Origin of the sequence: Actinokineospora auranticolor, assembly GCF_002934265.1 — a bacterium.
Taxonomy (GTDB): domain Bacteria; phylum Actinomycetota; class Actinomycetes; order Mycobacteriales; family Pseudonocardiaceae; genus Actinokineospora; species Actinokineospora auranticolor.
Genome location: NZ_PTIX01000007.1, coordinates 213,539 through 238,328, shown reverse-complemented (window position 1 = coordinate 238,328; position 24,790 = coordinate 213,539). Strand labels below are relative to the sequence as shown.

Here is a 24,790-nt window from a genome sequence, read left to right as displayed (position 1 = left end):
CGAACCCGGCTTCCGGGGCGGGGGCGGGGGCGACCGGGTACCGTCCGTGGTCGTGACGGATCCGGTGGATGCCCGCCTGCTCGGTGTGGTGGCCGACATGGGCAGGGCCGCGGTGCACGAGATCGCCGCGCGGTTGGGCATGGACCCCCGCGAGGTGGCCTCGCGCCTGGTCGCGCTCTCCGGCTCCGGCCTGCCCCTGCTCGTCGGCGTGGAGTGCGACCCGAACGGTTTGCGGGCGGCGCTGGCGCGGATGGCGCCGCAGCCGTACTACCAGCAGCAGCAACCGCAGCAGGGGTACCCGCCCTACCAGCCGCCGCAGCAGGTGCAGCAGGTGCAGCAGGTGCAGCAGCCGATCCCGCAGTACGTGCCGCCGCCCAACTACGCGCACCACAGCGGCCCGGTGCGCACGGGCCCGCCGAGCACCCCGTTCCCGGCGCCGGTCGGTCCGCCGAGCATGCCGACCCCGGTGCAGGCGGGTCCGCCGAGCCAGCCGGTCCCGGTGTCCGAGCCGATCAACACCTGGGGCCCGCCGCAGTCGTCGAGCTGGGCGCGCGGCGACCAGCAGTCCCCCCTGGCCGGGTCGATGGACCGGACCCAGCCCGCGGCCCAGCGCCAGGGCCGCGTCGGCGCGACCCTGGAGACCAACGGCCTGGAGGGCGAGCGGTTGGCCATCCAGCTGGTGGAGGTCGTGGACCCGGCGGACTACCTGTTCACGGCGGCGGGCTACCGGTTGCAGCCGGGTGAGCGGTCGATCGTGGTGCACACGGAACTGACGAACCGCGGCGCGGTGCCGTTCTCGACGCTGCCGGACCTGTACCTGGTCCTGGCGACCCCCGCGGGGGAGACGATCTCGAAGGCCCCGGTGTCGCTGTCGTCGCGGCCGCCGCACCGGATCGGCGTGCAGCCCGGGGAGACCGCGGGTGGGCACACGGTTTACGTGGTGCCGGAGAACGTGCAGATCACGTCGGTGCGGTGGAGCCCGCGACCGGACGAGGAAGCCCTGACGCTGACCTGGACCGTCGAGAACTGACGGATTGGTAACGCACCGCCCCGGCTCGCCCGACTCACTACCCCATCTGCCCCGAGCAGTCTAAGATCACCGTGCTGGGTCAACAGGTTCTGCGCTGCCCTCCTCACTCGAAGGGATCGCCCGGCGCAGCCGAGTTAGAGCCCGTCGACCTCATTTGGGAGCACCCACGGCACCATTGATTGGTGCCGATAACTGAACAAGGTGGTTTCGCTACGGCTGGGCAGACTCGGACCGGCTCTACTCGGCGGAGCTGTGCCTTGAGTTGGTCCTACACGGTGCTCATCGTGGTCCTAGCCGTACTCGCGACTGCCCTGTTGCTGGTTCGCGCCGCGCGGTCGAGGGATGTCACAAGTATGAAGCTCACCGCGCGAGCCGGGCGGTTGCTCGAACTGTCCGTGGAGTTGAAGCGCTCCGAAGGTGAATCGGACTCCGACTCCACGGACGTCGAGGAGAAACCGTGATCAGTAGTCCGCTTCCAGCACACCCAACGCCGAGGCGAGGTCCGGCGGGTATTCGCTCGTGAACTCGACCCACGTCCCGTCCGCCGGGTGGTGGAAGCCGAGGGTCCGGGCGTGCAGCCACTGGCGGCTCAGGCCGAGGCGCTTGGCCAGGGCCGGGTCGGCGCCATACGTGAGGTCTCCTACGCAGGGGTGCCGCAGGGCCGAGAAGTGGACGCGGATCTGGTGGGTGCGGCCGGTTTCCAGCTTCACGTCCAGCAGCGACGCCGCGCGGAAGGCCTCGATGGTTTCGTAGTGGGTGATGCTGGGTTTTCCGCCTGCCACCACGGCCCACCGGTAGTCGTGGCGGGGGTGGCGGTCGATCGGCGCGTCGATCGTCCCGACGCTCGGGTCGGGGTGGCCTTGGACGAGGGCGTGGTAGCGCTTCTCGACCGTGCGCTCCTTGAAGGCGCGCTTGAGGACCGTGTAGGCGTGTTCGCTCTTGGCCACCACCATCACGCCCGTGGTGCCGACGTCCAGTCGGTGGACCACGCCTTGGCGTTCGGCGGCGCCCGAGGTGGAGACGCGGATGCCCGCGGCCGCCAAGCCGCCGATGACGGTGGTGCCGCTCCAGCCGGGGCTGGGGTGGGCCGCGACGCCGACCGGCTTGTCGACCACGACGACGTCGTCGTCCTCGTGCAGGATCTCCATGCCCTCCACGCGGATCGCGCGGACCTCGACCGGGCGCTCCGGCTCGGGCAGGGTCACCTCCAGCCAGGAGCCCGCCAGCAGCCGGTCGGACTTGCCCGCCGGGCGGCCGTCGACCAGCACGCCGCCGGTCTCGGTGATCGCGGCGACGACCGTGCGGGACAGGCCGAGCAGCTTGGACAGGCCGGCGTCGACGCGCATGCCGTCGAGGCCGTCGGGGACGGGGAGGGTGCGGGACTCGCTCACGAAGCGCCCTTCTCCTTCGCGCGGCGGGTGACGGTGCCGTCGTAGTCGCGGCCGAGCAGCGCCATCAGGACGATCAGCGCGCCACCCACCGAGATGCCCGCGTCGGCGACGTTGAAAACCGGGAACACGTCCGCGTTCGGCGCGAACGGCGAGATGAAGTCGACCACGTGGCCGTGCAGCACGCCGGGGGCGCGGAACAACCGGTCGGTCAGGTTGCCCAGCGCGCCCGCCAGCACCAGGCCCAGGCCCAGCGCCCAGCCGGTCGACCGGAGCTTGGGCACGATCCAGATGATGGCGACCACGACGGCGGCGGCGACCAGGGTGAACACCCAGGTCATGCCGGTGCCCATGCCCCAGGCCGCACCCGGGTTGCGGATCAGCTGCAGGTACACCAGCCCGCCGAGCACCCGGATCGGCGCCTCGCCCTCCAACGTGGCCACCACGATGATCTTGGTGACCAGGTCCAGCGCGTAGACCACCAGCGCCGCGACCAGCAGCACCAGGCGACGTCGCGGCAGCGCGGCCTTCTGCTCGCCGGGGGTGTCCACGGCGCCCTCGGACGGGACGTCGCCGCCGCTGTCGTGTTCGGTGCTCACCGAGCCATTGTCCACGGTCGGCGCGCCCGCCCGGACCTCAGGCCAGGAACGGCGGCAGCGGACGGGTGTCCTCGACCGGCGCCCACCGCCCGTCGACGACCGCGTACGCCACACCCGGACCGTCGGCGACCAGCGTGCGCAGCGCCGCGACCACCCGGTCGACGTGCTCGGCCGTGGTCCCCAGCCCGATGCTGACCCGCACCGCGCGCTGCTCCCCCGCGCCGACGCGGCCCAGCAGGCGTCGGGTCGCGATGTGCGCGCAGAAGGCGCCGTCGCGCACGCCGATCCCGTACTCGGCCGACAGCACCGCCGCGACCAGCCCCGACTCGATCCCGTCGACGGTGAAGCTGACCACCCCGACGCGGTCGCCGTCCTCCTCGAACAGGCTCAGCGCCCGCAGCCCCGGCACGCTCGCCAGCCCGGCGCGCAGCCTGCGGAACAGCGCGCGCTCGTGCAGCACGACGGCGTCCCAGTTGGCCGACAGCGTCTCGCAGGCGACCGCGAGCGCGTGCGCGCCGACCACGTTCGGGGACCCGGCCTCGTGCCGCTCGGGCACCGCGGACCAGGCCACGCCCAGCCGGTCGCCGTGGTCGACGACCTGCGCGGTGGCGCCGCCGCCGACCAGGTACGCCTCGGCGGCCTGCAGCCAGTCGGCGCGGCCGATCAGCGCGCCGCCGCCGAAGGGGGCGTAGAGCTTGTGGCCGGACACCGCGACGTAGTCCACGCCCAGCTCGCCGATGCGCACGGGCCGGTGCGGCGCGAGCTGCGCGGCGTCGAGCACGACCCGGGCGCCGTACCGGTGCGCGACCTCAGCCAGCGCGGCGACCGGCCACAGCTCACCGGTCACGTTCGAGGCACCGGTCAGCACGACCAGCCGGGGACCCTCCGGGCACCGGCGCAGCGCGGCTTCGAGGGCGGGCACGGTCTCGGCCGCGGTGGCGGGCGCCTCGACGCGGCGCACGTTCGGGCCGCGCCACGGCAGCAGCGCCGCGTGGTGCTCGGTGTCGAACAGCACGACCGAGGTGCCCTTGGGCACCGCGCGGGCGAGCAGGTTGAGGCTGTCGGTGGTGTTGCGGGTGAAGACGACGGTGTCGGTGCGGCGGGCCCCGACGAAGCGGCGCAGGACGTCGCGGGCCTGCTCGTAGACCTTGGTGCTGACCTGGGAGGCGAACCCGGCGCCGCGGTGCACGCTGGCGTACCAGGGCAGCAGCTCGTCCACGGCGTCGCGCACGGTGTCGAGGCAGGGCGCGCTGGCCGCGTGGTCGAGGTTGGCGTAGCCGACGCGGGTACCGTCGACCAGCGGGACGAGCAGGCGGGCACCGGCCACGGTCGGCACCTCGGGCAGCGGCAGCGGGGCGGCCTCGGCGCGGGCGGTGGGCACGGCGGACACGGCGAGCGTCACGGGACGGACCTTCCAGGTCATGGGACCCGGGTTCGAGGGGTCCGCGCTTGTCCGCCCCGCACCACGCGGGAGGACCAGGTCTTCACCCGGGGCACCCCACCGCGGAGGAGGGTTGCCGGCCAGCAAACCGGGGTTTAGCGCTGGCACTCAATACCTTGGCGAAAACCATAGCGGACGACCCGCCGCGAACGCGAGTGGGCGCCCGGGGAATGAGAGCGTCGTCACCCCCGGGCGGGAATCCCCAAGACCCGGCGGCTACTCCTCCCCCGTCACCCCCTTCCAGCGGGCGTAGCGGCCGGCGCGGTCGACGGCGCGGATGCGGGTCTCGGTGGCGGCCCTGGCCCGCTGGGTGGCGACGATCAGGATCTGGTCGCCCTGCTGCAACCGGGTGGTGGACTCGGGGGTGAACCCGCCGCCCGCCCGGGCGACCAGGCTGACCGTGGCGCCCGGCGGCAGGCGCAGCTCGGAGAGGTAGACGCCGTGCAGCTTGGAGCCCTCGGGGATGGTCACCTGGAGCAGTTCCGCGTCCAGTTCGTCGAGGGTGGCCGCGTCGACCTCGACCTCCTTCGGGCTGGCGCCCGCGCTGAGCCCGAGCAGCCGGGCCAGGAAACCCAGGGTGGTGCCCTGCAGCAGGGTCAGCACGATCACCAGGACGAAGACCGCGTCCACCAGCTTCTGCGCGCCCGGCAACCCCTGCGACAGCGGGATCATGGCCAGCACGATCGGCACCGCGCCGCGCAAACCGGCCCAGGAGAGGAAGACCTGCTCCCGCCATGGCATGCGGAACGGCAGCACCGAGATCAGCACCGAGACCGGGCGGGCCACGAAGGTGAGCACCGCGCCCGCGACCAGGCCGGGGACCAGCGCGTCGAGCAGCCGGTCCGGCGAGGCGAAGAGTCCCAAGAGGACGAACAGGCCGATCTGCGCCAGCCAGCCCATCCCCTCGGCGAAGGAGACCGTGTCGGAGCGGTGCGGCAGCTTGGAGTTGCCGAGCACCAGCGCGGACAGGTAGGTGGCCAGCAGGCCCGACGCGTGCACGACCTGGCCGCAGGCGAAGGCGAGCACGCACACCGCGACGGTGGCCAGCGGGTAGAGGCCGGTGGCGGGCAGCGCGGCGTGGCGCAGCGCCTGGGCGCCGAGCCAGCCGAGCGCCAGGCCGATGAGCGCACCCGCGCCGAGTTCGTAGAGCGCGGTCAGCGACAGCAGCCAGTCCACGCTGTCGGAGGAGGCGAGCACCACCACGGCGATGTAGCTGGGCGCGTCGTTGATGCCGCTCTCCAGCTCCAGCGAGCCGACCAGCCGCCTGCTGACCGACAGCGAGCGCAGCACGCTGAACACCGCGGCCGCGTCGGTCGAGGCGAGCACCGCGCCCCACAGCAGCGCGTAGCGCCACTCGAAGCCCAGCAGCCAGTGCAGGCCCGCGCCGGTGATGCCGACGGTGACCACAACGGCCACTGTGGACAGTGCGATCCCGGGCAGCAGCGCGGGTTTGACCTCGCGCCAGCGGGTGGTCAGCCCGCCCTCGGCGAGGATGAGCACGAGCGCGGCCAGACCGAGGGACTGGGTCAGCTCGGCGTTGGAGAACTCGATGCCGAGCCCGGACTCGCCGATCACCAAGCCCAGGGCCAGGTACAGCAGCAGCGAGGGCAGGCCGAGGCGGACCGAGAACCGGACCGCGAGCACCGCCACGAGCAATACTGCCGCGCCGATCCCCAGCGCGTTGGTCAGCTCGTGCACGCCACCTCCCGGCCGTAACCCGTCTCGCGTCGGAACCATTGTCCCTTGCCGACCCGGAAGCGCTCGCACCGGGCAAAGCGGTCACGGTTCGCGAGCACCGGAAGCCGGTCACCGGGGTCGCGCGCCGGCGCCGTCGTTCACGCGCCCGCGTCGAGCAACCGGTCCAGTGTGGTCTCCGCGTTCGGCGGAACCGGGTCGATCTCCACGACCTTGTCCCGCCCCCGCTCGCCCACCGCGATCACCACGTCCCGCGGCCGCGCCCCGAACGCCGCCGCGAGCGCGCGGCGGACCGCCTCGTTCGCCTTCCCGTCGACCGCGGGCGCGGCGACCGCGACGACGAGCGCGCCGTCGGACCACCGCCCGCCGACGGCCGCCCGGCGCGCGCCGGGCTTGACCCGGACGCCGAACCGGAACCCCATCAGCCGATCGGTCCACAGTGGAGCGTCCAGGGCCGGACGCGGGGCGGGTTCACGAACGCACCCTAGCGGCGCCCCGGGGCCGGACTCGTCGCCGGAGTCCGGTCATGGGGTGATCGGATTCCCGGAAGTGGTGAACCGGACCTGAGATGATCTACGCGGAAGGCCCCGCCGGTGCACCCGAACGGCCCAAGCCGGGCTGCGCCGTCACCCGTAAGGACCTTGCCGTTCGCCACGGAAAGTTGCACTGCGCAATTGCGTGACTACCGGTCTAACATGGGTCGATCAGCGCGCGGCCCCCGGACCCCCGGCCGACGTCCCGCCGGATCACCCACCGAAGGAGGTTCCGGCTCGCACCCGGCCCACGGGCCGGGTCCGCCGAGCGGGCAGTCCCATGACCTCACGACGCCTGAGCGTGGAGACCCCCGACCACTTCCCGGACCGGATCCCCGACCCGCTCGGCGCCACCACGTGGCGCGCCGCGGCGCTGGCCCGCACCCGGGCGCTCGACCGCGAGATCCTGGCCACCGCCGGGCTGCTGGCCGTGACCGCGTCGGCCGCGGTGCTGCGGCTGGCGGCGGCGGGCGCGCCCGCGCAGCCCGGCGAGGGCCGCGCGGTGGCGCAGACCTTCGCCGTCGACTCGCTGGGCACGCTGCTCGACTCCCGGACCTCGCCGCTGGCCTGGCTCCAGGTCGGCGGGTACACCGCGGCCACCGACGCGTTCGCCCGGCACACCTCGGCGCTCGGCGCCGCGCGCGAGCCGATGGTCATCGCCGCGGCGGGTGCCGCGCTGCTGCTGTGGGTGCTGGCGCGCCGGATCGGGCTGAGCGTGGCCACGGCCACGGCGGCGGTCGCGGTCACCGCCGCGGCGCCGCTGGCGGTGGGACTGCAACTGGGGGCGCGGCCGGAGAACGTGGCCGTGCCGTGGCTGCTGGCCGGGACCGCGCTGCTGTGGACCTCGCGCAGGCACCGCAGGCTGCCGCCGGACCTGTGGGGCACCGCGTTCCTGGTGGTCGCGGTGATCACCGCGCCGGTCGCGGCGGTGTTCGTGGTGGTGACCGGGTCCTGGTTGGTGTGGCGGCGCGGGCGGCGGCGGTTGTCGCTGATGCTGGCGTGCCTGTTCGCGCTCGGGACGGGCATCGGGCTGGGCGCCTCGGCCGCGCTGAGCGGGCTGCGGGTGGCCGCCGAGGGCCCGGCGGCCGGGGACTGGGCCCGGGTCGACCCGGTGTTCGTGGTGGCCGGGCTGCTCGCCGCGGCCACCGGGCTGCTGTCCCACCGGTTGCGCCCGCTGGCCGCCGGGGTGCTGGCGATGGCCGCGGTCGCGGCGGTGCCCGGCGGCCCGGGGTCCGGGGCGCTGGTGGTGGTGGTCGCCCCCGCCGCGCTGCTGGTCGCGGGGGTGGTGGAACGCGCGGTCCGGCACCGGCTCACCGGGCCCCGGGTCCGGCCGCACGCGCTGCGGCTGCCCGTGGTCGCGCTGGCGGTCGCGGTGGTCGCCGCGGCCGTGCCCGCGTGGCTGACCGGGCTGCGGTCGGTCGTCGGCACGGCGAGCGACCCGGCACCCGGCGCCGCCGCGGCGCGGTGGGTGCGCGACAACCTGCCCGGCGCGGTGATCGCCACCGACGGCATCACCTGGGCGGACCTGGTGCGCGGCGGCCGGTCGCCCGAGATCACCGTCCGCACCCTGGATTGCCCGGAGGACTGCCTGTCCCGGTCGTGGCTGGTGATCACCCCGGTGGCGCGCGCCGCGTTCGCGCGCCGACCCGCCCTGGCCGAGGCCGCCGCGGCGGGCGAGGTGGTGGCGGCGTTCGGCGGCGGGGCGGACCGGGTGCTGGTCCAGCGGCCCGCGGCCGACGGGGTGGTGGCGGCCGGTGAGGCCGGGGCGCGGTCGCGGGCGGGTGCGGCGGTGGCCGGGTCCAACCGGCTGACCGCGCCGGGGGACGTGCACGAGGCGTTGCGCGAGGGCCGCGCCGATCCCCGCGTGCTGACCGCGCTGACCGCGCTGTCCGCGACCCGACCGGTGCGGGTGGCGGCGCTGCCCGCGGTCGCGGGTGAGGACGCGGCCGAGCAGCCGCGGCGCCAAGTCCTGCTGACCGCCGCGGGGGAACCGGCCGAGCAGCTGGCCCTGTTCTTCACCAGCCAGCACGGCGTCTTCCGCCCGGATTCGGTCCGCACCACCCCGGAGGGCGTCCTGGTCCGCTACCCGGCGGGCGTACCGGGAGGGCTCCTGCTGCCCTTCGACAACCCCTGAGCACCCGGTCGCCGCGCGGACCCCCCTTGCGCCACACGCCGCCTGCGCGATGGACCCGGTGACCCACCAAGATCAACCGACTACCCGATCCCCACCGGCTGCCCGGAAAGGAAACCCCGCGATGCGCGTCGCAGGCGCGATGGTCGCCGTTCTCGCCCTGCTGGTACCCCGGCAGGCCGCCGCGCAACCCGCCCAGGGTTGGGTGCGGCTCGGGCACCTCTCCCCCGCCGCCCCGCCCGTCGACGTCCACCTCGCGCCGTTCGGCGGCGCCGACGAGGTGCTGGTGCGCAAGGCGGGCTACGGCGCCGTGACGCCCTACACCGCCCTCCCGGCGGGCGCGTACACGGTGTCGATGCGCGCGCCGGGGACCGGTGCCGACACCCCGGCCGCGCTCAGCGCCACCGTGCGGATCACGCCCGGCACGGCGTACTCCCTGCTCGTCTTCGCCACGGGCCCCGGGGGCGCGCTGCGCGAGGACCTCGTCATCGACGACCTGTCCGCGCCGCCGCCGGGGACCGGCAGGCTCCGGCTGGTCCAGGGCAGTCCGACGCTGGCCCCGGTGACCGCCGAGGTCGGCCTGCCGGGGTCCGCCGCCGAGGCGCGGCTGGCCGACCGCGCGGCCTACGGGCTCACCGGCCCGTACACCGACCTCGCCGAGGGCCGCTACACCGTCCGCCTGCGCGGCGGGTCCGCCGAGCCCGCGGAGACCACCGTGTCCGTCGACGTCCGCGCGGGCAGCGCCACCACGCTGCTGGCCACCGAGACCGGTGGCGCGCTCACCACCACGGCGCTCGTCGACAGCGCAGGCGCCGCGGCCACCCCGCTGCGCGGCGTGGAGACCGGCGCGGGCGGGACCTCCGTCGCGGAGCCGAGGTTCTGGCCGACCACGGCCGTGATCCTCGCCCTGATCTGCTGGTTGCTGCACCGGCCGCTGCTGGCCGCGCGCAGGCACCACCGGCGCGCGCCCGAGTGACCGCTGTGGACACCCCGGGCCGCCTGCTCGCGGCGCTCACCGCGGTCGCGCTGACCGCGTGCGCCCCCGCCCCCGCGCCCGCCCCACCCCGGGCACCGCTGCCCGGGCCGGCGCCGCTCACCGCCGAGCGGGTGCGGCCCGTCGGGCTGCGCATCCCGGCCATCGGGGTCGACGAGTCCGCGCTGGTCCCGCTCGGGCTCACGGCGGGCGGCGAGCTCCAAGCGCCCGCCGACTTCGCCCGCGTCGGCTGGTTCACCGGCGGCTCCGCGCCGGGCGACCCCGGTCCGGCCGTGCTGGCGGGCCACGTCGACTCCCGGAACGGGCCCGCGGTGTTCGCCCGGCTGCGCGAGCTGCGCCCCGGCGACCTGGTCGAGGTGCGGCGCTCGGACGGTGCCGACGCGGTTTTCGCCGTCGACACCGTCCAGCGCCACCCGAAGGACGCCTTCCCCACCGGGGCCGTCTACGGCCCGGTCCCCGGCGCGGCCCTCCGGTTGATCACCTGCGGCGGCGTGTTCGACCGCCGCCGGTCGTCCTACCGGGACAACGTCGTGGTGTTCGCGTCGCCGTCCCGCTGATCCCGCCCGGTTCGTCCGGTCCATCCAACCGGACCGACCGATCCGCGCGCCCGCTACCCCAGTCCGCCGAGGAACGCGCCGGTCACCGACACCGCGGGCGCCGACGTGCCCGCGTCCTCGACCAAGATCGCGAACGCCACGTTCCCACGGTAACCCGCGAACCAGCCGTGGGCTTGCGCACCACCGCCGAACTGGGCCGTCCCGGTCTTGCCCGCCACCGCGCCGTACCCGCGCAGCGCCTTGCCGCTGCCCGCGGTGACGACCTCGCGCATCATCGATTGCAGGTTGGCCACGACCGCGCCCGACGGTCCACGGTACCCCTTGCGGACCACGGTTTTGGTATCGACGAACAGCTGCGGGGTCACCGCGCCGCCGTGGGCGACCGTGGCCGACATCAGCGCCAGGCCGAACGGGCTGGCCTGCACGGTGCCCTGGCCGATCGAGTTCTCCACCTGCGCCGCCGTGCTGTCGGCCGCGACGACCTTGCCCGCCTGGGTGGTCAGCCCGGGCACCTCGAAGTCGGCGCCCAGGCCGAGCTGCTCGGCCGCCTTGGGCAGCGCGTCCATCGGCAGCTTGGTCGCCAGGCCCGCGAAGGTGGTGTTGCAGGAGTCGGCGAACGCCTTGTGCAGCGGCACGTCGCCGTCGTCGAAGCCCGCGTTGCGGATGGTCCGCTGGCCGAACACCGCCGACCCCGGGCACGGCAGGACCGTGTTGACGTCCGCGGTGCCCGAACCGAGCACCGCGGCGGCGGTGGCGACCTTGAACGTCGACCCCGGCGCGTAGAGCCCGTTGAGCGCCTTGGGCGCCGACCCGGCCGCCTGGTTCTGCGCGACGGCCAGGATGCCGCCCGTCTTGGAGTCGATCGCGACCAGGTACGCGGGCTTGGACACCGAGTCGACGGCCTCCTGCGCCGCGTACTGCGCCTTTACCGACAACGTCGTCTTGACCGGCCCCTTGGCGGGCTTGACCACGCCGAACAGGTTCTCGATCTCCTTGCCGCCCGCGTCGAGCAGGGCCACGCGCACCGCGGGCTCCGCGGTGCCACCGTTGGTCGCTCCGCCGCCCGCCGAGTCGGTGGCGGCGAGGGCGCGGGTGAGCAGCGGGGCGAAGTCGCCGCTGTTCGGGATCTCGACGCCGTCACGATCCACCTTCCCCTGCGCCGAAGCGGAGTCCAGCACGACGACGAACCGGTTCCCGTCCACCAACTTCGGGTGGACGATCGTGGGCATCCAGTGCACGACCCAGGCGCCGTTCGGCGCCTTCACCATCGGCAGCTCGCTGGAATACGCCCACGACTGACTCCTGAGCGACCAGGTGAACCGCAACCCGGCGGTGGCGCGGTCCCCCACCTCCGCGGGCTGGGTGACGACCTCGACCTGCACGCTCTTGGCGTCGACCGTGCCGACCAGGGCCTGCAACCCCTTGGTCGCGGCGGCCCGGTCGTCCGTGTACATCCCCGCGCTGACCAGGTTGTCCGCGCTGATCGCCGTGGCGAAGTCCCGCGCGACCTCCGGTGCCGAAACTGGCAGCACGGGTGGGGCCTCGGTGGTCGTCGTGAACGCGGGCACCTCCGGCGCCGCGGTCTCCTTCGGCGGCTCCGCCTTACCCGGTACCAGGAAGAAGACGGCAGTGGCGATCAACGCCACCGCCACGACCCCGCTCAGCACCAAAACCCAACGTTTGCGCGTCGTGGACACGCCTACCCCCAAATCCCCCAAAGAACACGCGACTATCGCGCGAACGGGGAACACCTTGCCAGGAACCGGCTTTCCCCGACCGGATCGGCCGGGGAAAGCCACCTTTCCGACGCCTTCTCGTTACGCCTTGCGCACATTCACACGCACGAGCAGGCCATCTCCGACAGTGCCGGAGACACCGTCACCCGCGCCGACGCCCGCGAATTCGACCACATCGGCCAAGGTCTCGCCCGCCACGTATTCACGGTATTCCCGAATAGGCGCCTCGGCGTCCGGCGCGGCCGAAACGTCGACGGTCAAGGCAATCCGGTCCGAGACCTGCAACCCGGCGTCCCGGCGGGCCTGCTGCACCAGGCGCACCGCGTCGCGGGCCACGCCCTCGGCGGCCAGCTCGGCGGTGACCCCGGTGTCGAGCACGACCAGGCCCGAGCTCGCGGGCAGCTCGGCGGTGGCGCCCGCGTCGGTGGCCACCAGCCGCCGCTCGTACTCGCCCTCCAGCAGCTCGATGCCCGCCGCGACCACGGCCCCGGTCTCGGTGGTCGACCACTCGCCCGCCTTGACCGACCTGATCACCTTCTGCACGTCCGGACCCAGCCGCGGGCCGCAGGCGCGGGCGTTGACCGCCAGCTCGAAGTGGCCGTGCGCGGCCACGTCCGTGGTCAGCTCCACCGCCTTGACGTTGACCTCGTCGCGGATCAGGTCGGTGAACGGCGCCAGCACCTCGGCGTCGTCCGCGGCCACCAGCAGCTTCGCCAGCGGCAGCCGCACCCGCAGCTTGTTGGCCTTGCGCAGCGCGAGCGCGGCCGAGCAGACCTGCCGCACCCGGTCCATGCCCGCGACGAGCGCGTCGTCACCGGGCAGGTCGTCGGCGGCGGGCCAGTCGGTCAGGTGCACCGAGCGACCACCGGTGAGACCGCGCCAGACGACCTCGGTGGTGAGCGGCAGCAGCGGCGCGGTCACCCGGGCCACGACCTCCAGCACGGTGTGCAGGGTGTCGATGGCGTCGGTGTCGCCGTCCCAGAACCGGTCCCGGGAGCGGCGCACGTACCAGTTGGTCAGCACCTCCAGGTACTCGCGCACGGTCTGGCAGGCGCCGGAGATGTCGTAGTTGTCCAGCGCGGCGGTCACCGACTCGACGAGCTGCCGGGTCTTGGCCAGCGCGTACCGGTCGAGCACGTGCGGCGAGTCGGTGCGCCAGGTGCCCTCCTTGCCCTCGGCGTTGGCGTAGAGGGCGAGGAAGTAGTACGAGTTCCACAGCGGCAGCACCGCCTGCCGCACCGCGTCGCGGATGCCGCGCTCGGTGACGACCAGGTCGCCGCCGCGCAGGATCGGGCTGGCCATGAGGAACCAGCGCATCGGGTCCGACCCGTCGCGGTCGAAGACCTCGTTGACGTCCGGGTAGTTCTTGAGCGACTTGGACATCTTCTGCCCGTCGTCGCCCAGCACGATGCCGTGCGCCACGCAGTTGACGAACGCGGGCCGGTCGAACAGCGCCGTGGCCAGCACGTGCATGGTGTAGAACCAGCCGCGCGTCTGGCCGTTGTACTCGACGATGAAGTCGCCCGGGTAGTGGTCCTCGAACCACTCGCGGTTCTCGAACGGGTAGTGCACCTGGGCGAAGGACATCGCGCCGGACTCGAACCAGCAGTCCAGCACCTCGGGCACCCGGCGCATGGTGGACTTCCCGGACGGGTCGTCCGGGTTGGGCCGGGTCAGCTCGTCGATCGCCGGGCGGTGCAGGTCGGTCGGGCGCGCGCCGAAGTCGCGGGCCAGCTCGTCGAGCGAGCCGTAGACGTCCACGCGCGGGTGGTCCGGGTCGTCCGAGACCCACACCGGGATCGGCGAGCCCCAGAACCGGTTGCGGGAGATGTTCCAGTCGCGGGCGTTCTCCAGCCACTTGCCGAACTGGCCGTCCTTGATGTGCCCCGGCACCCAGTTGATCTGCTGGTTCAGCTCGACCATCCGGTCCTTGAACCGGGTGACCGCGACGAACCACGACGACACCGCGCGCTGGATCAGCGCGTTGTCGCAGCGCCAGCAGTGCGGGTACGGGTGGTCGTAGGTCTCGTGGCGCAGCAGCAGCCCCGCGTCCTTGAGGTCGCGGATGATCTGCTTGTTGGCGTCGAAGACGTGCACGCCCTCGTACGGCGCGACCTCGGCGGTGAACCGGCCGTGCGGGTCCACCGGGATGACGACCTCGATGCCCGCCGCGTCGGTGACGAGCTTGTCCTCCTCACCGAAGGCGGGGGCGATGTGCACGACACCCGTACCGTCCTCGGTGGTCACGTAGTCCGCCGCCAGCACCTGGTGCGCGTTCTCGCGGCCGACGAAGAAGTCGAACGGCGGCCGGTAGCGGGTGCCCAGCAGGTCCGCGCCCTTGTAGCGCGCCAACACCTCCGGGTCCTCGCCGAGTTCCCGCGCGTACGCGCCGACGCGGGCCTCGGCCAGCAGGTAGCGCTTCTCACCCGCGGACACCACGACGTAGTCGACGTCCGCGTGCACGGCGGCGGCCAGGTTGGACGGCAGCGTCCACGGGGTCGTCGTCCACACGAGAGCCTCGACGCCGTCGAGGTCCGTGCCCGGGGCGATCAGCCGCAGCCCCACCGTGACCGCCGGGTCCTGCCGGTCGCGGTAGGTGTCGTCCATCTTGGTCTCGGTGTTGGACAGCGGCGTCTCGCAGCGCCAGCAGTACCAGAGCACGCGGAAGCCCTCGTAGACCAAACCCTTGTCGTACAACGACTTGAAGGCCCACATGACCGACTCCATGTAGTCCAGGTCGAGGGTCTTGTAGTCGTTGTCGAAGTCGACCCAGCGGGCCTGGCGGGTCACGTAGTCGCGCCACTGGTCGGTGTAGCGCAGCACCGAGGTGCGGCAGGCGTCGTTGAACTTGTCGATGCCGAAGGTCTCGATGTCGCTCTTGGACGAGAAGCCCAGCTGCTTCTCCGCCTCCACCTCGGCGGGCAGGCCGTGGGTGTCCCAGCCGAAGCGGCGCTCGACGTGGCGCCCGCGCATGGTCTGGTAGCGCGGTACCAGGTCCTTGACGTAGCCGGTCAGCAGGTGGCCGTAGTGCGGCAGGCCGTTGGCGAACGGCGGGCCGTCGTAGAAGACGAACTCGTTGGCGCCGTTGTCGCCCGCGGGGCGCGCCTCGACGGACGCGGTGAAGGTGCGGTCGGTGGACCAGTAGTCCAGGACCGCGGTCTCCAACTCGGGGAACGACGGCTGGGCGGGCACGGTCGGCTCGCCGGAAAAGGCCCTGGGGTAACCCATGGGTGGTACTCCTCGTACGGATCGGTCGGACCCACACGGGGACGACTCGCGCGGACCTCGTTGCCCTCGCGCGCCGCGGTACCACCCCGCTTGCCGCGGGCTCGACGCCCGCGACCACTCGTTCGTCCGGCTGTCACGGGCCGGTCCCGTCCGGTTCTACTGGGGCTGACGCCCGTTCTTCCGGAGGCTCCCCGGTGATAGCCGGATCAGCGCCATGTGCCCTCGAGTCTAACCCTCGTCCGCAACCGGCTTTGCCGCGCGGTCGACCGCCACCCGGATGAGCAGGTACAGGACCACCGCGTTGAGCAGGTGCCAGGCGAAGTGCGTACCGAGCGGGAAGCCGCCGCAGACCCGGGAGTCGACCGTGCGCAGCGCGAGGGACACACCGAACACCACCGCGGTGCCCGCGAACCACAGCGCGTAGGCGCGTTCACCGCGCACGGCCAGGATCACCGCGAACGCCACCATGCCGAGCAGCGCGGGCAGGTACGCGCCCGCGCCCGCCAAGGCGCCCCCACCCGCGATCAGGTTCACCAGCACGGCGAACCCGACGAACAGCGGGCAGCCCAGCCAGGCCCACCGCCACGGCAGTTCGAGGAACAGCTTCGGGAACACGACCACGTACGTGATCATGAAGACCAGGATCGGCGTCACGTCCATCGCCGCCGCCCACCGCGTCGCCACAGTGTGGAAGGTGAAGCTCCCCAGCGCGATCGCCACCAGCACCACTACGAGCGCCCGCACGCACCACGGCGCACCCCGGCGCCGAACCTCCCTATAGGCGAAGAAGGCCGCGACCAGGAACGCCGCGTTCGTCCACGCGTTGACCGGCTCGGACCAGAACTCAGGCCCCGTGCGCTCGCAGTAGGCGTCCACCGGCATCGCGGTCACCCTTCCGGTTGGTCCTGTTCCCCAGGCAGGGCCTCATCGAACACCGCAGGCCGGAAGACACGCCAGACCGCCGCGGTCAGCACGACCATGGCCACCCCGGCGACCCAGAACGGCGCGGTGATGCCGTACCCCCGTGCGATAAACCCACCGACCAGTGACCCGATGCCCGCACCACCGATGATCAGCAACATGTAGACGCTGCCGACCCGACCGCGCAGGGCCTCCGGTACCGCTCGCTGCCGCGCCGAGGTCAGCACCACGCCGAACACCGAGCCGTGCACCCCGAACACCAGGATGACCGCGCCTGCGACCCACGGGTCCGTGGTGGTGGCCAGCAGGAAGTGGGTCGCGGTCTCGATCACCAGCCCGACCCGCACCAGCGGGCTGTCGCCGAAGCGGCGGCGCAGCCACGGCGCCACCGCGGACCCGATGAGCCCGCCCGCGGCGGTCGCGGCGAACAGCAGGCCGAACCCGACCTCGTCGAGGCCGAGCCGCTGCTCGGCGTAGAGCACGAGGATCGCCAGCGTCGCCATCAGCAGCACGTTCATCAGGCACAGCGACACCGCCATCGCCCGCAGCAGCCGGTGCGACCACGCCCACCGCACGCCCTCGGCGATCTCCGCGCGGATCCGGGTGCCCGCCGCGCGCGGGCGCGGCGGCGGCCGGTGCCGCAGGGTGCCCGCGACCACCGCGCCGACCAGGAACAGGCCCGCGTCCACCCAGAACGGCAGGGCGACCGCGACCGCGAACAGCGCGGCCCCCATCGGCGGGGCGACGAGCATGTTGCCGACGATTCCGACCGCCTGCTGCCGGGCGTTGGCGGTGGGCAGCGCGGCCACCGCGACGATGTCGGGCACCAGCGCGCTGGCCGCCGTGTCGACCAGCGTCTCGGCGGTGCCCAGCAGGAAGAACACCGCGTAGACCAACCACACGGTGAGCGCGTCCACGGCGATCGCGGCGACCAGGACCCCGATCAGCGCGGCGCGGAAGGCGTTGACCGCGACCAGCACGCGGCGCCGGTCCCAGCGGTCCACCAGCGCGCCGCTGACCAACGAGAACAGCAGCCACGGCAGGTTCTGCGCGAACGCGGCGGCACCGATCGCGACCGGGTCGCGGGTGAGCGAGGCGACCAGCAGCGGCCCGGCGGCGATCACCACGCCGTCGGCGAGGTTGGTCGCCGCGGAGGACCACCACAACCGGGTGAAGTCGGGCCCGGGGCGGGTGTCGGTGGTCACATCGGCCATCAGCCCAGGATGCCGACGCCCCCGCTCCCGTGGGGGAATTCGGGGGTGACGCCGGTCACCCCGCGTCGGTGGGGCGCGGCTGTCGGGGACCCCGGCCCTCGCGGTGCCGGGCGGCGAGCACGGCGTCCGGGGTGCAGATCGCGCAGGGGGTGAACCCGAGTTCCCTGGCCTCGGCGGCGGGCAGGGTGATCGACGGGCGGGCGCCCAGCCACGCGCAGCGCGGCAGGTGGTAGCGCGGCCGCTCGTCGAGGACCCGCACGTCGACCCGCAGGTCGGCGACGATCAGCAGGTCCGCCGCGTCGGTCGCCTCCTCCGGCGGCTCGCGGTCCGGGTCCAGGTTGGTCGGGAGGTCGGCGAGCGCGACGGGCTCGTGCTGCCCGGAGTCCTCGAACCGCGACGGCGGCGCGTGGAAACCCGTGGCTTCGAGCTGGTCGTCGCCGATGTCCGCGGACCGGCTGCCCGAAGTCCGACTGCCCGAAGCCGGACTGCCCGGGGTCTGGCTGCCCGGGGTCTGGCTGCCCGAGGTGTACCCGACCGGGGTCCGGTTGTCCGGGGCCCGCTCCGGCGGCGCGTCCGCGCCGAGCCAGGCGAGATCGCCGGACGGCGGTCCCTGGTCGGTGAACGGGTCGACGTCGAGGTCGTCGCGGTCCGCGGCGGCACCCGTCCCGGCGGGGGACGAGGCGATCCCGGTGTCGCGGGTGGCCGTCGGTTCGGCGTCCGCGGCCGCCCGGCGTCGGCGGCGGGCGCCGACCCAGTCGACCACCAGGATCACCGCGGCCACCACCGAGATGGTGACCGAGATCCAGGCCCACAGCGTGTTGGCCGTGGTGAGCGCGGCGATCAGCAGCCCGAGGGCGGCGAGCACCAGCAGCAGGACGAGGGCTAAGACCATGGGTCCGCAGCCGAACGGCCCCGGGCGCGGTGAGCGGGGCGGACCGGGTTCACCCGGTCACACCACCCCCGCGCCCGAGCCGTCAGCCAGCCTCGGCCCGGGGGCCGAACGAGTAGCCGCTCTGCTGCCCCGCGCGCGCCTCGGTGGTCGGCGCGGCGGAACCCCGGTCGCCCAGCTCACGCAGGCTGGACTCCAGGAAGGTCTTCAGGCGGGTGCGGTACTCGCGCTCGAACGTGCGCAGCTCGTCGATCTTCTTCTCCAGCGTGGTGCGCTCGGCCTGCACCGCACCGATGATCTCGGTGTGCTGGCGCTGGGCGTCGCGCTCCAGCGTGGTGGCCTTCTCGCGGGCCTGCCGCTCCAGCGTGTCGGCCCGGGTGCGCGCGTCGTTGAGCATGGTCTCGGCGCGGGTGCGCGCCTCGTTGACCATGGTGTCGGACTTCGCCCGCGCCTCGGCCAGCATGCCGTCGGCCTCGGCCTTGGCCTCGCCGGTGAGCCGGTCGGCCATCTCCTGGGCCAGGCCGAGCACCTTCGCCGCCTGCACGTGGTGGTCGCCGCCACCGCCGGGGCTGGTCTGCTCCAGCGAGCTGGGCGGCGGGACCGGCTGCAGGCGCCGGGGCTCCTCGGGGGCCCGCACGGGCGCCACGGAGGCGCTGGAACGGGCGTCCTCGAGGTCGGCGCGGGCCGACTCGAGCTGCGCGTCGAGCTGCTCGACCTGCGCGCGCAGGTCGTTGTTCTCCTCGATCAGGCGGGACAACTCCACCTCGACCAAGTCGAGGAACGCGTCCACCTCGTCCTCGTTGTAGCCCCGCTTGCCGATGGGAGGCTTGCTGAACGCGACGTTGTGCACGTCAGCGGGGGTCAACGACATCTGATCACCTCACGCACTCCAGGGCTGCAGGCACCCAGGTTTCCCCGTCACCTGGGATACGCCAGTCGCATCAGAATGAACACGACCAACAGCAGCACCATAATCGATAGGTCCAGGCCGACGCCGCCGATCCGGATCGTCGGGATGAGCCGACGAACCAAACGCACCGGAGGGTCGGTCACTGTGTAGATGGTCTCCAGCGTCACCGCAACCCCACCCGCCGGACGCCACTCCCTGGCGAACATCCGGACCATCTCCACCACGACGCGCGCGGTGAGCAGCAGCCAGAAGGCGAAGAGCACCCAATAGAGGGCGAGGAGCAGTGGTTCCACGGGTCAACTCTGCCATCACTCAGCTCCGGGAGGCGAATCCACCCTCGGCCAGCCTGCGCTTGTCCTCCGCCGTCGGGTCGACGTTCGGCGGTGAGATCAAGAACACCTTGTTGGTGACCTTGTCCATGGCGCCGCGCATGGCGAACGCGAGCCCGGCGGCGAAGTCGACCAACCGCTTGGCGTCCGCGTCGTCCATCTCGGTCAGGTTCATGATGACCGGGCGGCCGTCGCGGTAGTGCTCGCCGATGGTCCGCGCCTCGATGTAGCTGCGCGGGTGCAGCGTGACGACCCGGCCGAGCGGGTACGCCGCAGGCGCCTGCGGCTCGGGCGCGCGGGTGCGCGGTCCCGGGTCGCGGCGGGCGTCCACGGCCAGCGCCCCGTGGGTCTGGGCGCCGTGGTTGCCGGTGTCGGCCTGGGCCGCGGGCGACCACACCTGCCGGGGCCGGGGCCGCTCGGCGGGCTCGTAGTCGTCCTCGATCTCGTCCCGGTAGCCGGGGCGCTGCTGCCCGCCGAACCAGCGGCGGCGACCGCCCTGGTACTCGTCGAACTCGTCGTCCGCGGCGTACTCGGGGCGGTGGTAGCCGCGCCGGTCGTACTCCTCGGCGTCGTAGTCGTCGAGCTCGTCGGCCGGGACCATGCCGAAGTAGGCCTTCAGTTTCTGCAAGGTACTCATGGCGTTCCTCCGACTCCCCGAGCGTGGCCCAGCGCTTGCGACTACCACGTCCCGGTCGAACTCAACCCGGGCGGCCGACACTGGTCCTGTCCCGGCCGATCTTGCCCATCGGGGACCGTTCTTGCTATGGGGAGGCTAACCCGCGGCCCCCCAGCAGGGCGGTTCCGACACGCACGCACGTCGACCCGTACTCGATCGCGTCCTCGAGATCGTTACTCATGCCGCAGGACAGCTCGACGGCCGAGGGGAACTCGGCCCGCAGCCGCCCGGCCGCATCCGCAAGACGTGCGAACGCCGCCCGGGGTTCTGTGCCCAGCGGCGCCACGGCCATGATCCCGCGGAGGCGAAGATCACTCGATCGAATTACCCGCTCGGCGAGCTCCGGGAGCCCGTCGAGTGGGCAGCCGCCGCGCGCGGGGTCGCCGTCGATGCTCGCCTGGAGCAACACGTCGAGCGGCGCGGTCCGCTCGCCCGCCGCGATCGCGTTGGCCGCGGCGCGGCCCAGCGCCTCGGCGAGGCGGTCGGAGTCCACGGACTGCACCTCGGCCGCCCAGCGCACCACCGCGCGGGCCTTGTTGCGCTGGAGGCTGCCGACCATGTGCCAGCGCGGGGCCGCGCCGGGGCGCAACGCGGCCACCTCGTCGGTCTTGGGCCCGGCCTCCTGCTCGCGGTTCTCGGCGAGGTCGCGCACACCGAGGTCGAGCAGCGCGGCGGCGTCGGCGGCGGGGAAGGTCTTGGTGACGGCCAGCAGCCGCACCCCGGCCGGGTCCCGGCCCGCGCGGGCGCAGGCGGCGTCGACGCGGGCGCGGACCTCGGCGAGGTTGGCGGCGATCTCGGCCGCGCGGCCGGTGTCCCGGTCGGTCACGGCTCCACCCAGGTGACCGCGGCCAATCGCCCAGTGGTCCCTTCCCTGCGGTGGCTGAACAGCGCGCGCTCCTCGTTCGTGCACCGCGGGTCGATGCCGATGCGCGCCACGCCCGCGTCGGCGAGCTGGCGCCACAGGCCCGCGCGCAGGTCGAGCCCCGGGGTGCCCTTGCGGGTGCGGCAGGCGCTGCCGGGCACGTGGCGCTCCACATCGGCCTGCATGTCGGCGGGCACCTCGTAGCACTCGCCGCAGATCGACGGCCCGAGCAGGACCTCCAGCCTGCGCACGTCCGCGCCCGCCTCGGCCATCGCGGCCAGCGCGGCGGGGACGACGCCGATCCGGGCACCGACCCGGCCCGCGTGCACGGCCGCGACCACACCCGCCTCGGGGTCGGCGAGCAGCACCGGCACGCAGTCGGCCACCAGCACGACCAGCGCCAGGCCGGGCTCGGCGGTGACCACGGCGTCGGTGGCCTCCAGCTTGTCCGGGGCGGGCTCGCGCACGACGGCGGCGGTGCGGCCGTGCACCTGCTCCATCCACACGAGACGCTCGGCGGGCAGCCCCAGCTCCCCGGCCAGCCGCGCGCGGTTGGCGGCCACCGCGGCCGGGTCGTCCCCGACGTGGTCGCCGAGGTTGAACGACTCGTACGGCGGCGCGGACGCCCCGCCCTCCCGCGTGGTGACCACCCGACGAATCCGCACCCGTGCTCCCGTCCCTCGTCCGTGCCAGCCAACTTAGCGCGCACACGCCGAAGACCCCGGCGTGGGCCGCCGGGGTCTTCGGTCTGTCTCCGAGCGCGCTGTCCGGCCGCTTACCGGCGCATGAACGGCGGGACGTCGACCTCGTCGTCCGGGTCCTCGGTGACCGGCACGTGCCTGCCGCCGATCCCGCCCTGCCGCGCGGCCTGGTACTCCCCCGCCCGGTAGGAGCTGGGCTCCGGCTGGACCTGTGAGTGCTGCTGCGGCAGGTGCACCGGCTGCGGCGCCTGCTGCACCGGCTGGACGTGCTGCGCCTGCTGGACCGGCTGCGCGTGCTGGGTGTGCGCGGGCTGGACCGGCTGGACCTGCTGCACCGGCGCGGGCTGGTAGGCCTGCTGGGTCACCTGCGGCTGGGGCGGCTGGACCTGCTGCACCGGCGCGGGCGCCTGCTCCACGGGCGCGGGGGCGACCGGCGCCTGCGCCGCGGTGTTCGACGCGGCGCCCGCCCGGGACCCGAAGGCCGTCGGGTCGAGCTTCTTGTGCGTCGGGCCGCCGCTGTCGAAGCCCGCGGCGATCACCGTGACCCGGACCTCGTCGCCGAGGGAGTCGTCGATGACCGTGCCGAAGATGATGTTGGCCTCGGGGTGCGCGGCCTCCTGCACCAGCGACGCCGACTCGTTGATCTCGAACAGGCCGAGGTCGGAACCGCCCGCGATGGCCAGCAGCACGCCGTGCGCGCCGTCCATCGAGGCCTCCAGCAGCGGCGAGTTGATGGCCTTCTCGGCGGCGGTGACCGCCCGGCCCTCGCCGCGCGCGGACCCGATGCCCATCAGCGCGCTGCCCGCGCCGGACATCACGGACTTGACGTCGGCGAAGTCGAGGTTGATCAGACCCGGGGTGGTGATCAGGTCGGTGATGCCCTGGACACCGGAGAGCAGGACCTCGTCGGCGGAGCGGAACGCGTCCATCAGGCTCACCCCGACGTCGCCGAGCTGCAGCAGCCGGTCGTTCGGGATGACGATGAGCGTGTCGCACTCGTTGCGCAGCTCGGTGATGCCGTCCTCGGCCTGCCGGGCCCGGCGCTTGCCCTCGAAGGAGAACGGCCGGGTGACCACGCCGATGGTCAGCGCACCGAGCTTGCGCGCGATGGAGGCGACCACGGGCGCGCCGCCGGTGCCGGTGCCGCCGCCCTCGCCCGCGGTCACGAAGACCATGTCGGCCCCCTTGAGGACCTCCTCGATCTCCTCGCGGTGGTCCTCGGCGGCCTTGTGCCCGACCTCGGGGTTGGCGCCCGCGCCGAGACCGCGGGTCAGCTCGCGGCCGATGTCGAGCTTGACGTCGGCGTCCGACATCAGCAGCGCCTGCGCGTCGGTGTTCACCGCGATGAACTCGACGCCCTTGAGGCCGACCTCGATCATCCGGTTGACGGCGTTCACGCCGCCGCCACCGATGCCGACGACCTTTATCACGGCGAGGTAGTTGTGCGGGGGCGTCATCGAAGCCGCCTTCCTTTTCGTGGTCCTGCTGTGCGGATCCGGACCCTCGACCTCAACCAGAGAGTGAGAGTTATGTCAACCCCGGACCTGGCAAGGAAGGTATGCACAGGACTCGCCGCGATCCAGCCGCCACGCCGTGGGAGGTCCCGGTTGTTCGTCACCGACCGTGCAAGATCACCGTTTCACTCGCCCGTGGCGCCGTCCAGCAATTCGCGGATGACGTCGAGGTGGCCCGCGTGCCTGCCGGTCTCCTCGATCATGTGCAGCAGCACCCAACGCGGGTTGAGGCGCTGGTCACCGCGAAAGGGGACGGTGTCGTCGAGCGCCAGTCCGGCGATGATCTCGCGGCTGCGGGCGCACTGCTCGGCGTAGTCGGCGAGCAGTTGGTCCAGGGTCAGTTCGGCGGCGATCTCGAACTCGCCGTCCGGGTGTTCCTTGCTGTAGGGGGCGCGGTCGGGGTTGCCCGCGAGCGCGGTGTCGAACCAGTAGGCCTCGACCCAGCGCAGGTGCGAAAGCAGTCCGGCGACGGTCATCAGCGGCGAGGGCAGCACCGAGCGGTGCGCGTCCGCTTCGGACAGGCCCTCGGACTTCCGGGCGATCGTGGCGCGGAGGAAGTCGAGGAAGGCGTTGAGCTGGTCGAGTTCGCCGCCCGCGTAGGGCGGGGCGACTCGGGTATCCGGTGCGGTCATGCGGCGGAGTCTGGCGGACCGGGACCGGTGGCGCACCCGGGTTTAGCGATCATCCATTCCGGACACCGCACGGTCGGGACGCCCGCGCCTAGGAGATGGTCGGGAAGTCCGGGGCGGCCACGTCGAAGGTCTTGCCCTCCTGGGACAACAACGCGGCCAGGACGGCGGATTTGCGCCGGGTGTTGTCCGAGTCGCCCCACTTGACCGCGCGGCCGTCGGCGAGGTTCAGGCGGATGTCGCTGGGCGTGCGCGCGGTGACCGACACGACCTGCTTCGACAGCTGCGGCGGGATCGCGGCCAACACCGTCACCGCGCCCCTGGTCGCCTGCTCGCCGCCGGAGTCCAGCGTCGGCAACCCGGCCGGTGGCGCCTTGAGCACGCCGTAGTCGACCGCGGCCGCGTCGAGCAGGTGGGCGCCGTCGTGCGCGACGACGACCGCGACCGGGGTCCGCTCGGTGATCGCCACCTCCAGCGTGCCGGGGAACGACCGGCGCACCTCGACCGTGCCGACCCTGGGCAGCTGCCGGATCCGGGTGGCCACCTCGTCGGTGTCGACCCGCACCAGCGGCGTGCCGCTCTCCACGGCCGCCGCGGCGCGGACCTCGTCCGGGGTGAGCCCCTGGACACCGGTCACCTCGATCGCGCGCACCCCCAACACCGGGGTGAAGAACACCAGGCACACCACGACGGTGACCACCGCCATGGTGCCCAGCACCGCCCACCGGCGGGTGGACAGGACCGGCAGCGCGGTCGCGGTCCGCACCGGTCGGCGCGCGGCCTTCCGGCGTGGCCCGCGCCGCGCGCGGCCAC

The 24,790-nt window shown here is 73.4% G+C and carries 22 protein-coding genes and 1 riboswitch; of the genes, 4 read left to right on the top strand and 18 right to left on the bottom strand.

The window, feature by feature from the left end; all coding sequences use genetic code 11:
- The first annotated feature begins 46 nt into the window (after positions 1–46).
- Positions 47–1,030, top strand: coding sequence for an AsnC family protein (locus tag CLV40_RS15795; RefSeq protein WP_104479773.1), 984 nt, complete (start codon positions 47–49; stop codon positions 1,028–1,030).
- A 461-nt stretch (positions 1,031–1,491) separates the two neighbouring features.
- Here CLV40_RS15795 and CLV40_RS15790 read toward each other — a convergent pair whose 3' ends face one another.
- The 5 genes from CLV40_RS15790 to CLV40_RS15770 all read right to left on the bottom strand — a co-directional run bounded on the left by CLV40_RS15790 (position 1,492) and on the right by CLV40_RS15770 (position 6,575).
- Positions 1,492–2,376 carry an RluA family pseudouridine synthase gene (locus CLV40_RS15790; protein ID WP_104479771.1) on the bottom strand — a complete coding sequence of 295 codons (885 nt, stop codon included), beginning with the start codon at positions 2,374–2,376 and terminating at the stop codon, positions 1,492–1,494.
- 41 nt (positions 2,377–2,417) lie between these two features.
- Positions 2,418–3,017 (bottom strand): signal peptidase II, encoded by a 600-nt coding sequence (gene lspA, locus CLV40_RS15785; RefSeq protein WP_181043527.1) that lies wholly within the window; start codon positions 3,015–3,017, stop codon positions 2,418–2,420.
- A gap of 37 nt (positions 3,018–3,054) precedes the next feature.
- On the bottom strand, positions 3,055–4,440 hold the full coding sequence (locus CLV40_RS15780) for an aminotransferase class V-fold PLP-dependent enzyme (protein ID WP_104479651.1): 1,386 nt from the start codon (positions 4,438–4,440) through the stop codon (positions 3,055–3,057).
- 17 nt (positions 4,441–4,457) lie between these two features.
- Positions 4,458–4,574: riboswitch (SAM riboswitch) on the bottom strand.
- 100 nt (positions 4,575–4,674) lie between these two features.
- Positions 4,675–6,156, bottom strand: coding sequence for a potassium/proton antiporter (locus CLV40_RS15775; RefSeq protein ID WP_245931319.1), 1,482 nt, complete (start codon positions 6,154–6,156; stop codon positions 4,675–4,677).
- 137 nt (positions 6,157–6,293) lie between these two features.
- Positions 6,294–6,575, bottom strand: coding sequence for a DUF167 domain-containing protein (locus tag CLV40_RS15770; RefSeq protein ID WP_104479649.1), 282 nt, complete (start codon positions 6,573–6,575; stop codon positions 6,294–6,296).
- 391 nt (positions 6,576–6,966) lie between these two features.
- Between CLV40_RS15770 and CLV40_RS15765 the strand changes: the two genes are divergently transcribed.
- From CLV40_RS15765 to CLV40_RS15755, 3 genes are all read left to right on the top strand, one after another.
- Positions 6,967–8,820: a glycosyl transferase gene (locus CLV40_RS15765; protein WP_146108045.1), complete on the top strand. Its 1,854-nt coding sequence runs from the start codon at positions 6,967–6,969 to the stop codon at positions 8,818–8,820.
- A gap of 121 nt (positions 8,821–8,941) precedes the next feature.
- On the top strand, positions 8,942–9,793 hold the full coding sequence (locus tag CLV40_RS15760; RefSeq protein WP_181043526.1) for a DUF4397 domain-containing protein: 852 nt from the start codon (positions 8,942–8,944) through the stop codon (positions 9,791–9,793).
- Positions 9,790–10,368 (top strand): class F sortase, encoded by a 579-nt coding sequence (locus tag CLV40_RS15755; protein WP_245931318.1) that lies wholly within the window; start codon positions 9,790–9,792, stop codon positions 10,366–10,368. Before CLV40_RS15760 ends, CLV40_RS15755 begins: the two co-directional genes overlap by 4 nt.
- 53 nt (positions 10,369–10,421) lie before the next feature.
- On the opposite strand, the gene CLV40_RS15750 is transcribed toward CLV40_RS15755, so the two are convergent.
- The 13 genes from CLV40_RS15750 to CLV40_RS15690 form a co-directional block, all read right to left on the bottom strand.
- Positions 10,422–12,065 (bottom strand): penicillin-binding transpeptidase domain-containing protein, encoded by a 1,644-nt coding sequence (locus CLV40_RS15750; RefSeq protein WP_245931317.1) that lies wholly within the window; start codon positions 12,063–12,065, stop codon positions 10,422–10,424.
- Between the two features lie 120 nt (positions 12,066–12,185).
- Complete coding sequence (gene ileS / locus CLV40_RS15745; protein ID WP_104479645.1) at positions 12,186–15,332, bottom strand: isoleucine--tRNA ligase; 3,147 nt, start codon at positions 15,330–15,332, stop codon at positions 12,186–12,188.
- A gap of 228 nt (positions 15,333–15,560) precedes the next feature.
- Complete coding sequence (locus CLV40_RS15740; RefSeq protein ID WP_219823988.1) at positions 15,561–16,223, bottom strand: hypothetical protein; 663 nt, start codon at positions 16,221–16,223, stop codon at positions 15,561–15,563.
- Positions 16,220–17,467, bottom strand: a complete 1,248-nt coding sequence (locus tag CLV40_RS15735) for an MFS transporter (RefSeq protein ID WP_104479644.1) — start codon at positions 17,465–17,467, stop codon at positions 16,220–16,222. Before CLV40_RS15735 ends, CLV40_RS15740 begins: the two co-directional genes overlap by 4 nt.
- Positions 17,468–17,522: 55 nt before the next feature.
- Positions 17,523–18,359: a hypothetical protein gene (locus tag CLV40_RS15730; RefSeq protein ID WP_104479643.1), complete on the bottom strand. Its 837-nt coding sequence runs from the start codon at positions 18,357–18,359 to the stop codon at positions 17,523–17,525.
- An 82-nt stretch (positions 18,360–18,441) separates the two neighbouring features.
- Positions 18,442–19,227, bottom strand: coding sequence for a DivIVA-like cell division protein Wag31 (gene wag31, locus CLV40_RS15725; RefSeq protein ID WP_104479642.1), 786 nt, complete (start codon positions 19,225–19,227; stop codon positions 18,442–18,444).
- Positions 19,228–19,274: 47 nt separating this feature from the next.
- Positions 19,275–19,559 carry a YggT family protein gene (locus CLV40_RS15720; protein WP_104479641.1) on the bottom strand — a complete coding sequence of 95 codons (285 nt, stop codon included), beginning with the start codon at positions 19,557–19,559 and terminating at the stop codon, positions 19,275–19,277.
- Between the two features lie 19 nt (positions 19,560–19,578).
- Positions 19,579–20,232, bottom strand: a complete 654-nt coding sequence (locus CLV40_RS15715) for a cell division protein SepF (RefSeq protein ID WP_104479640.1) — start codon at positions 20,230–20,232, stop codon at positions 19,579–19,581.
- 124 nt (positions 20,233–20,356) lie between these two features.
- On the bottom strand, positions 20,357–21,097 hold the full coding sequence (locus CLV40_RS15710; RefSeq protein ID WP_245931316.1) for a YggS family pyridoxal phosphate-dependent enzyme: 741 nt from the start codon (positions 21,095–21,097) through the stop codon (positions 20,357–20,359).
- Positions 21,094–21,798: a peptidoglycan editing factor PgeF gene (gene pgeF, locus CLV40_RS15705; protein WP_104479639.1), complete on the bottom strand. Its 705-nt coding sequence runs from the start codon at positions 21,796–21,798 to the stop codon at positions 21,094–21,096. Before pgeF ends, CLV40_RS15710 begins: the two co-directional genes overlap by 4 nt.
- A gap of 110 nt (positions 21,799–21,908) precedes the next feature.
- Positions 21,909–23,291: a cell division protein FtsZ gene (gene ftsZ, locus CLV40_RS15700; RefSeq protein WP_104479638.1), complete on the bottom strand. Its 1,383-nt coding sequence runs from the start codon at positions 23,289–23,291 to the stop codon at positions 21,909–21,911.
- Between the two features lie 182 nt (positions 23,292–23,473).
- A complete protein-coding gene (locus CLV40_RS15695; protein ID WP_104479767.1) occupies positions 23,474–23,980 on the bottom strand; it encodes a DinB family protein in 507 nt (168 codons plus the stop codon).
- Between the two features lie 88 nt (positions 23,981–24,068).
- On the bottom strand, positions 24,069–24,743 hold the full coding sequence (locus CLV40_RS15690) for a cell division protein FtsQ/DivIB (protein WP_245931315.1): 675 nt from the start codon (positions 24,741–24,743) through the stop codon (positions 24,069–24,071).
- Positions 24,744–24,790: the final 47 nt, after the last annotated feature.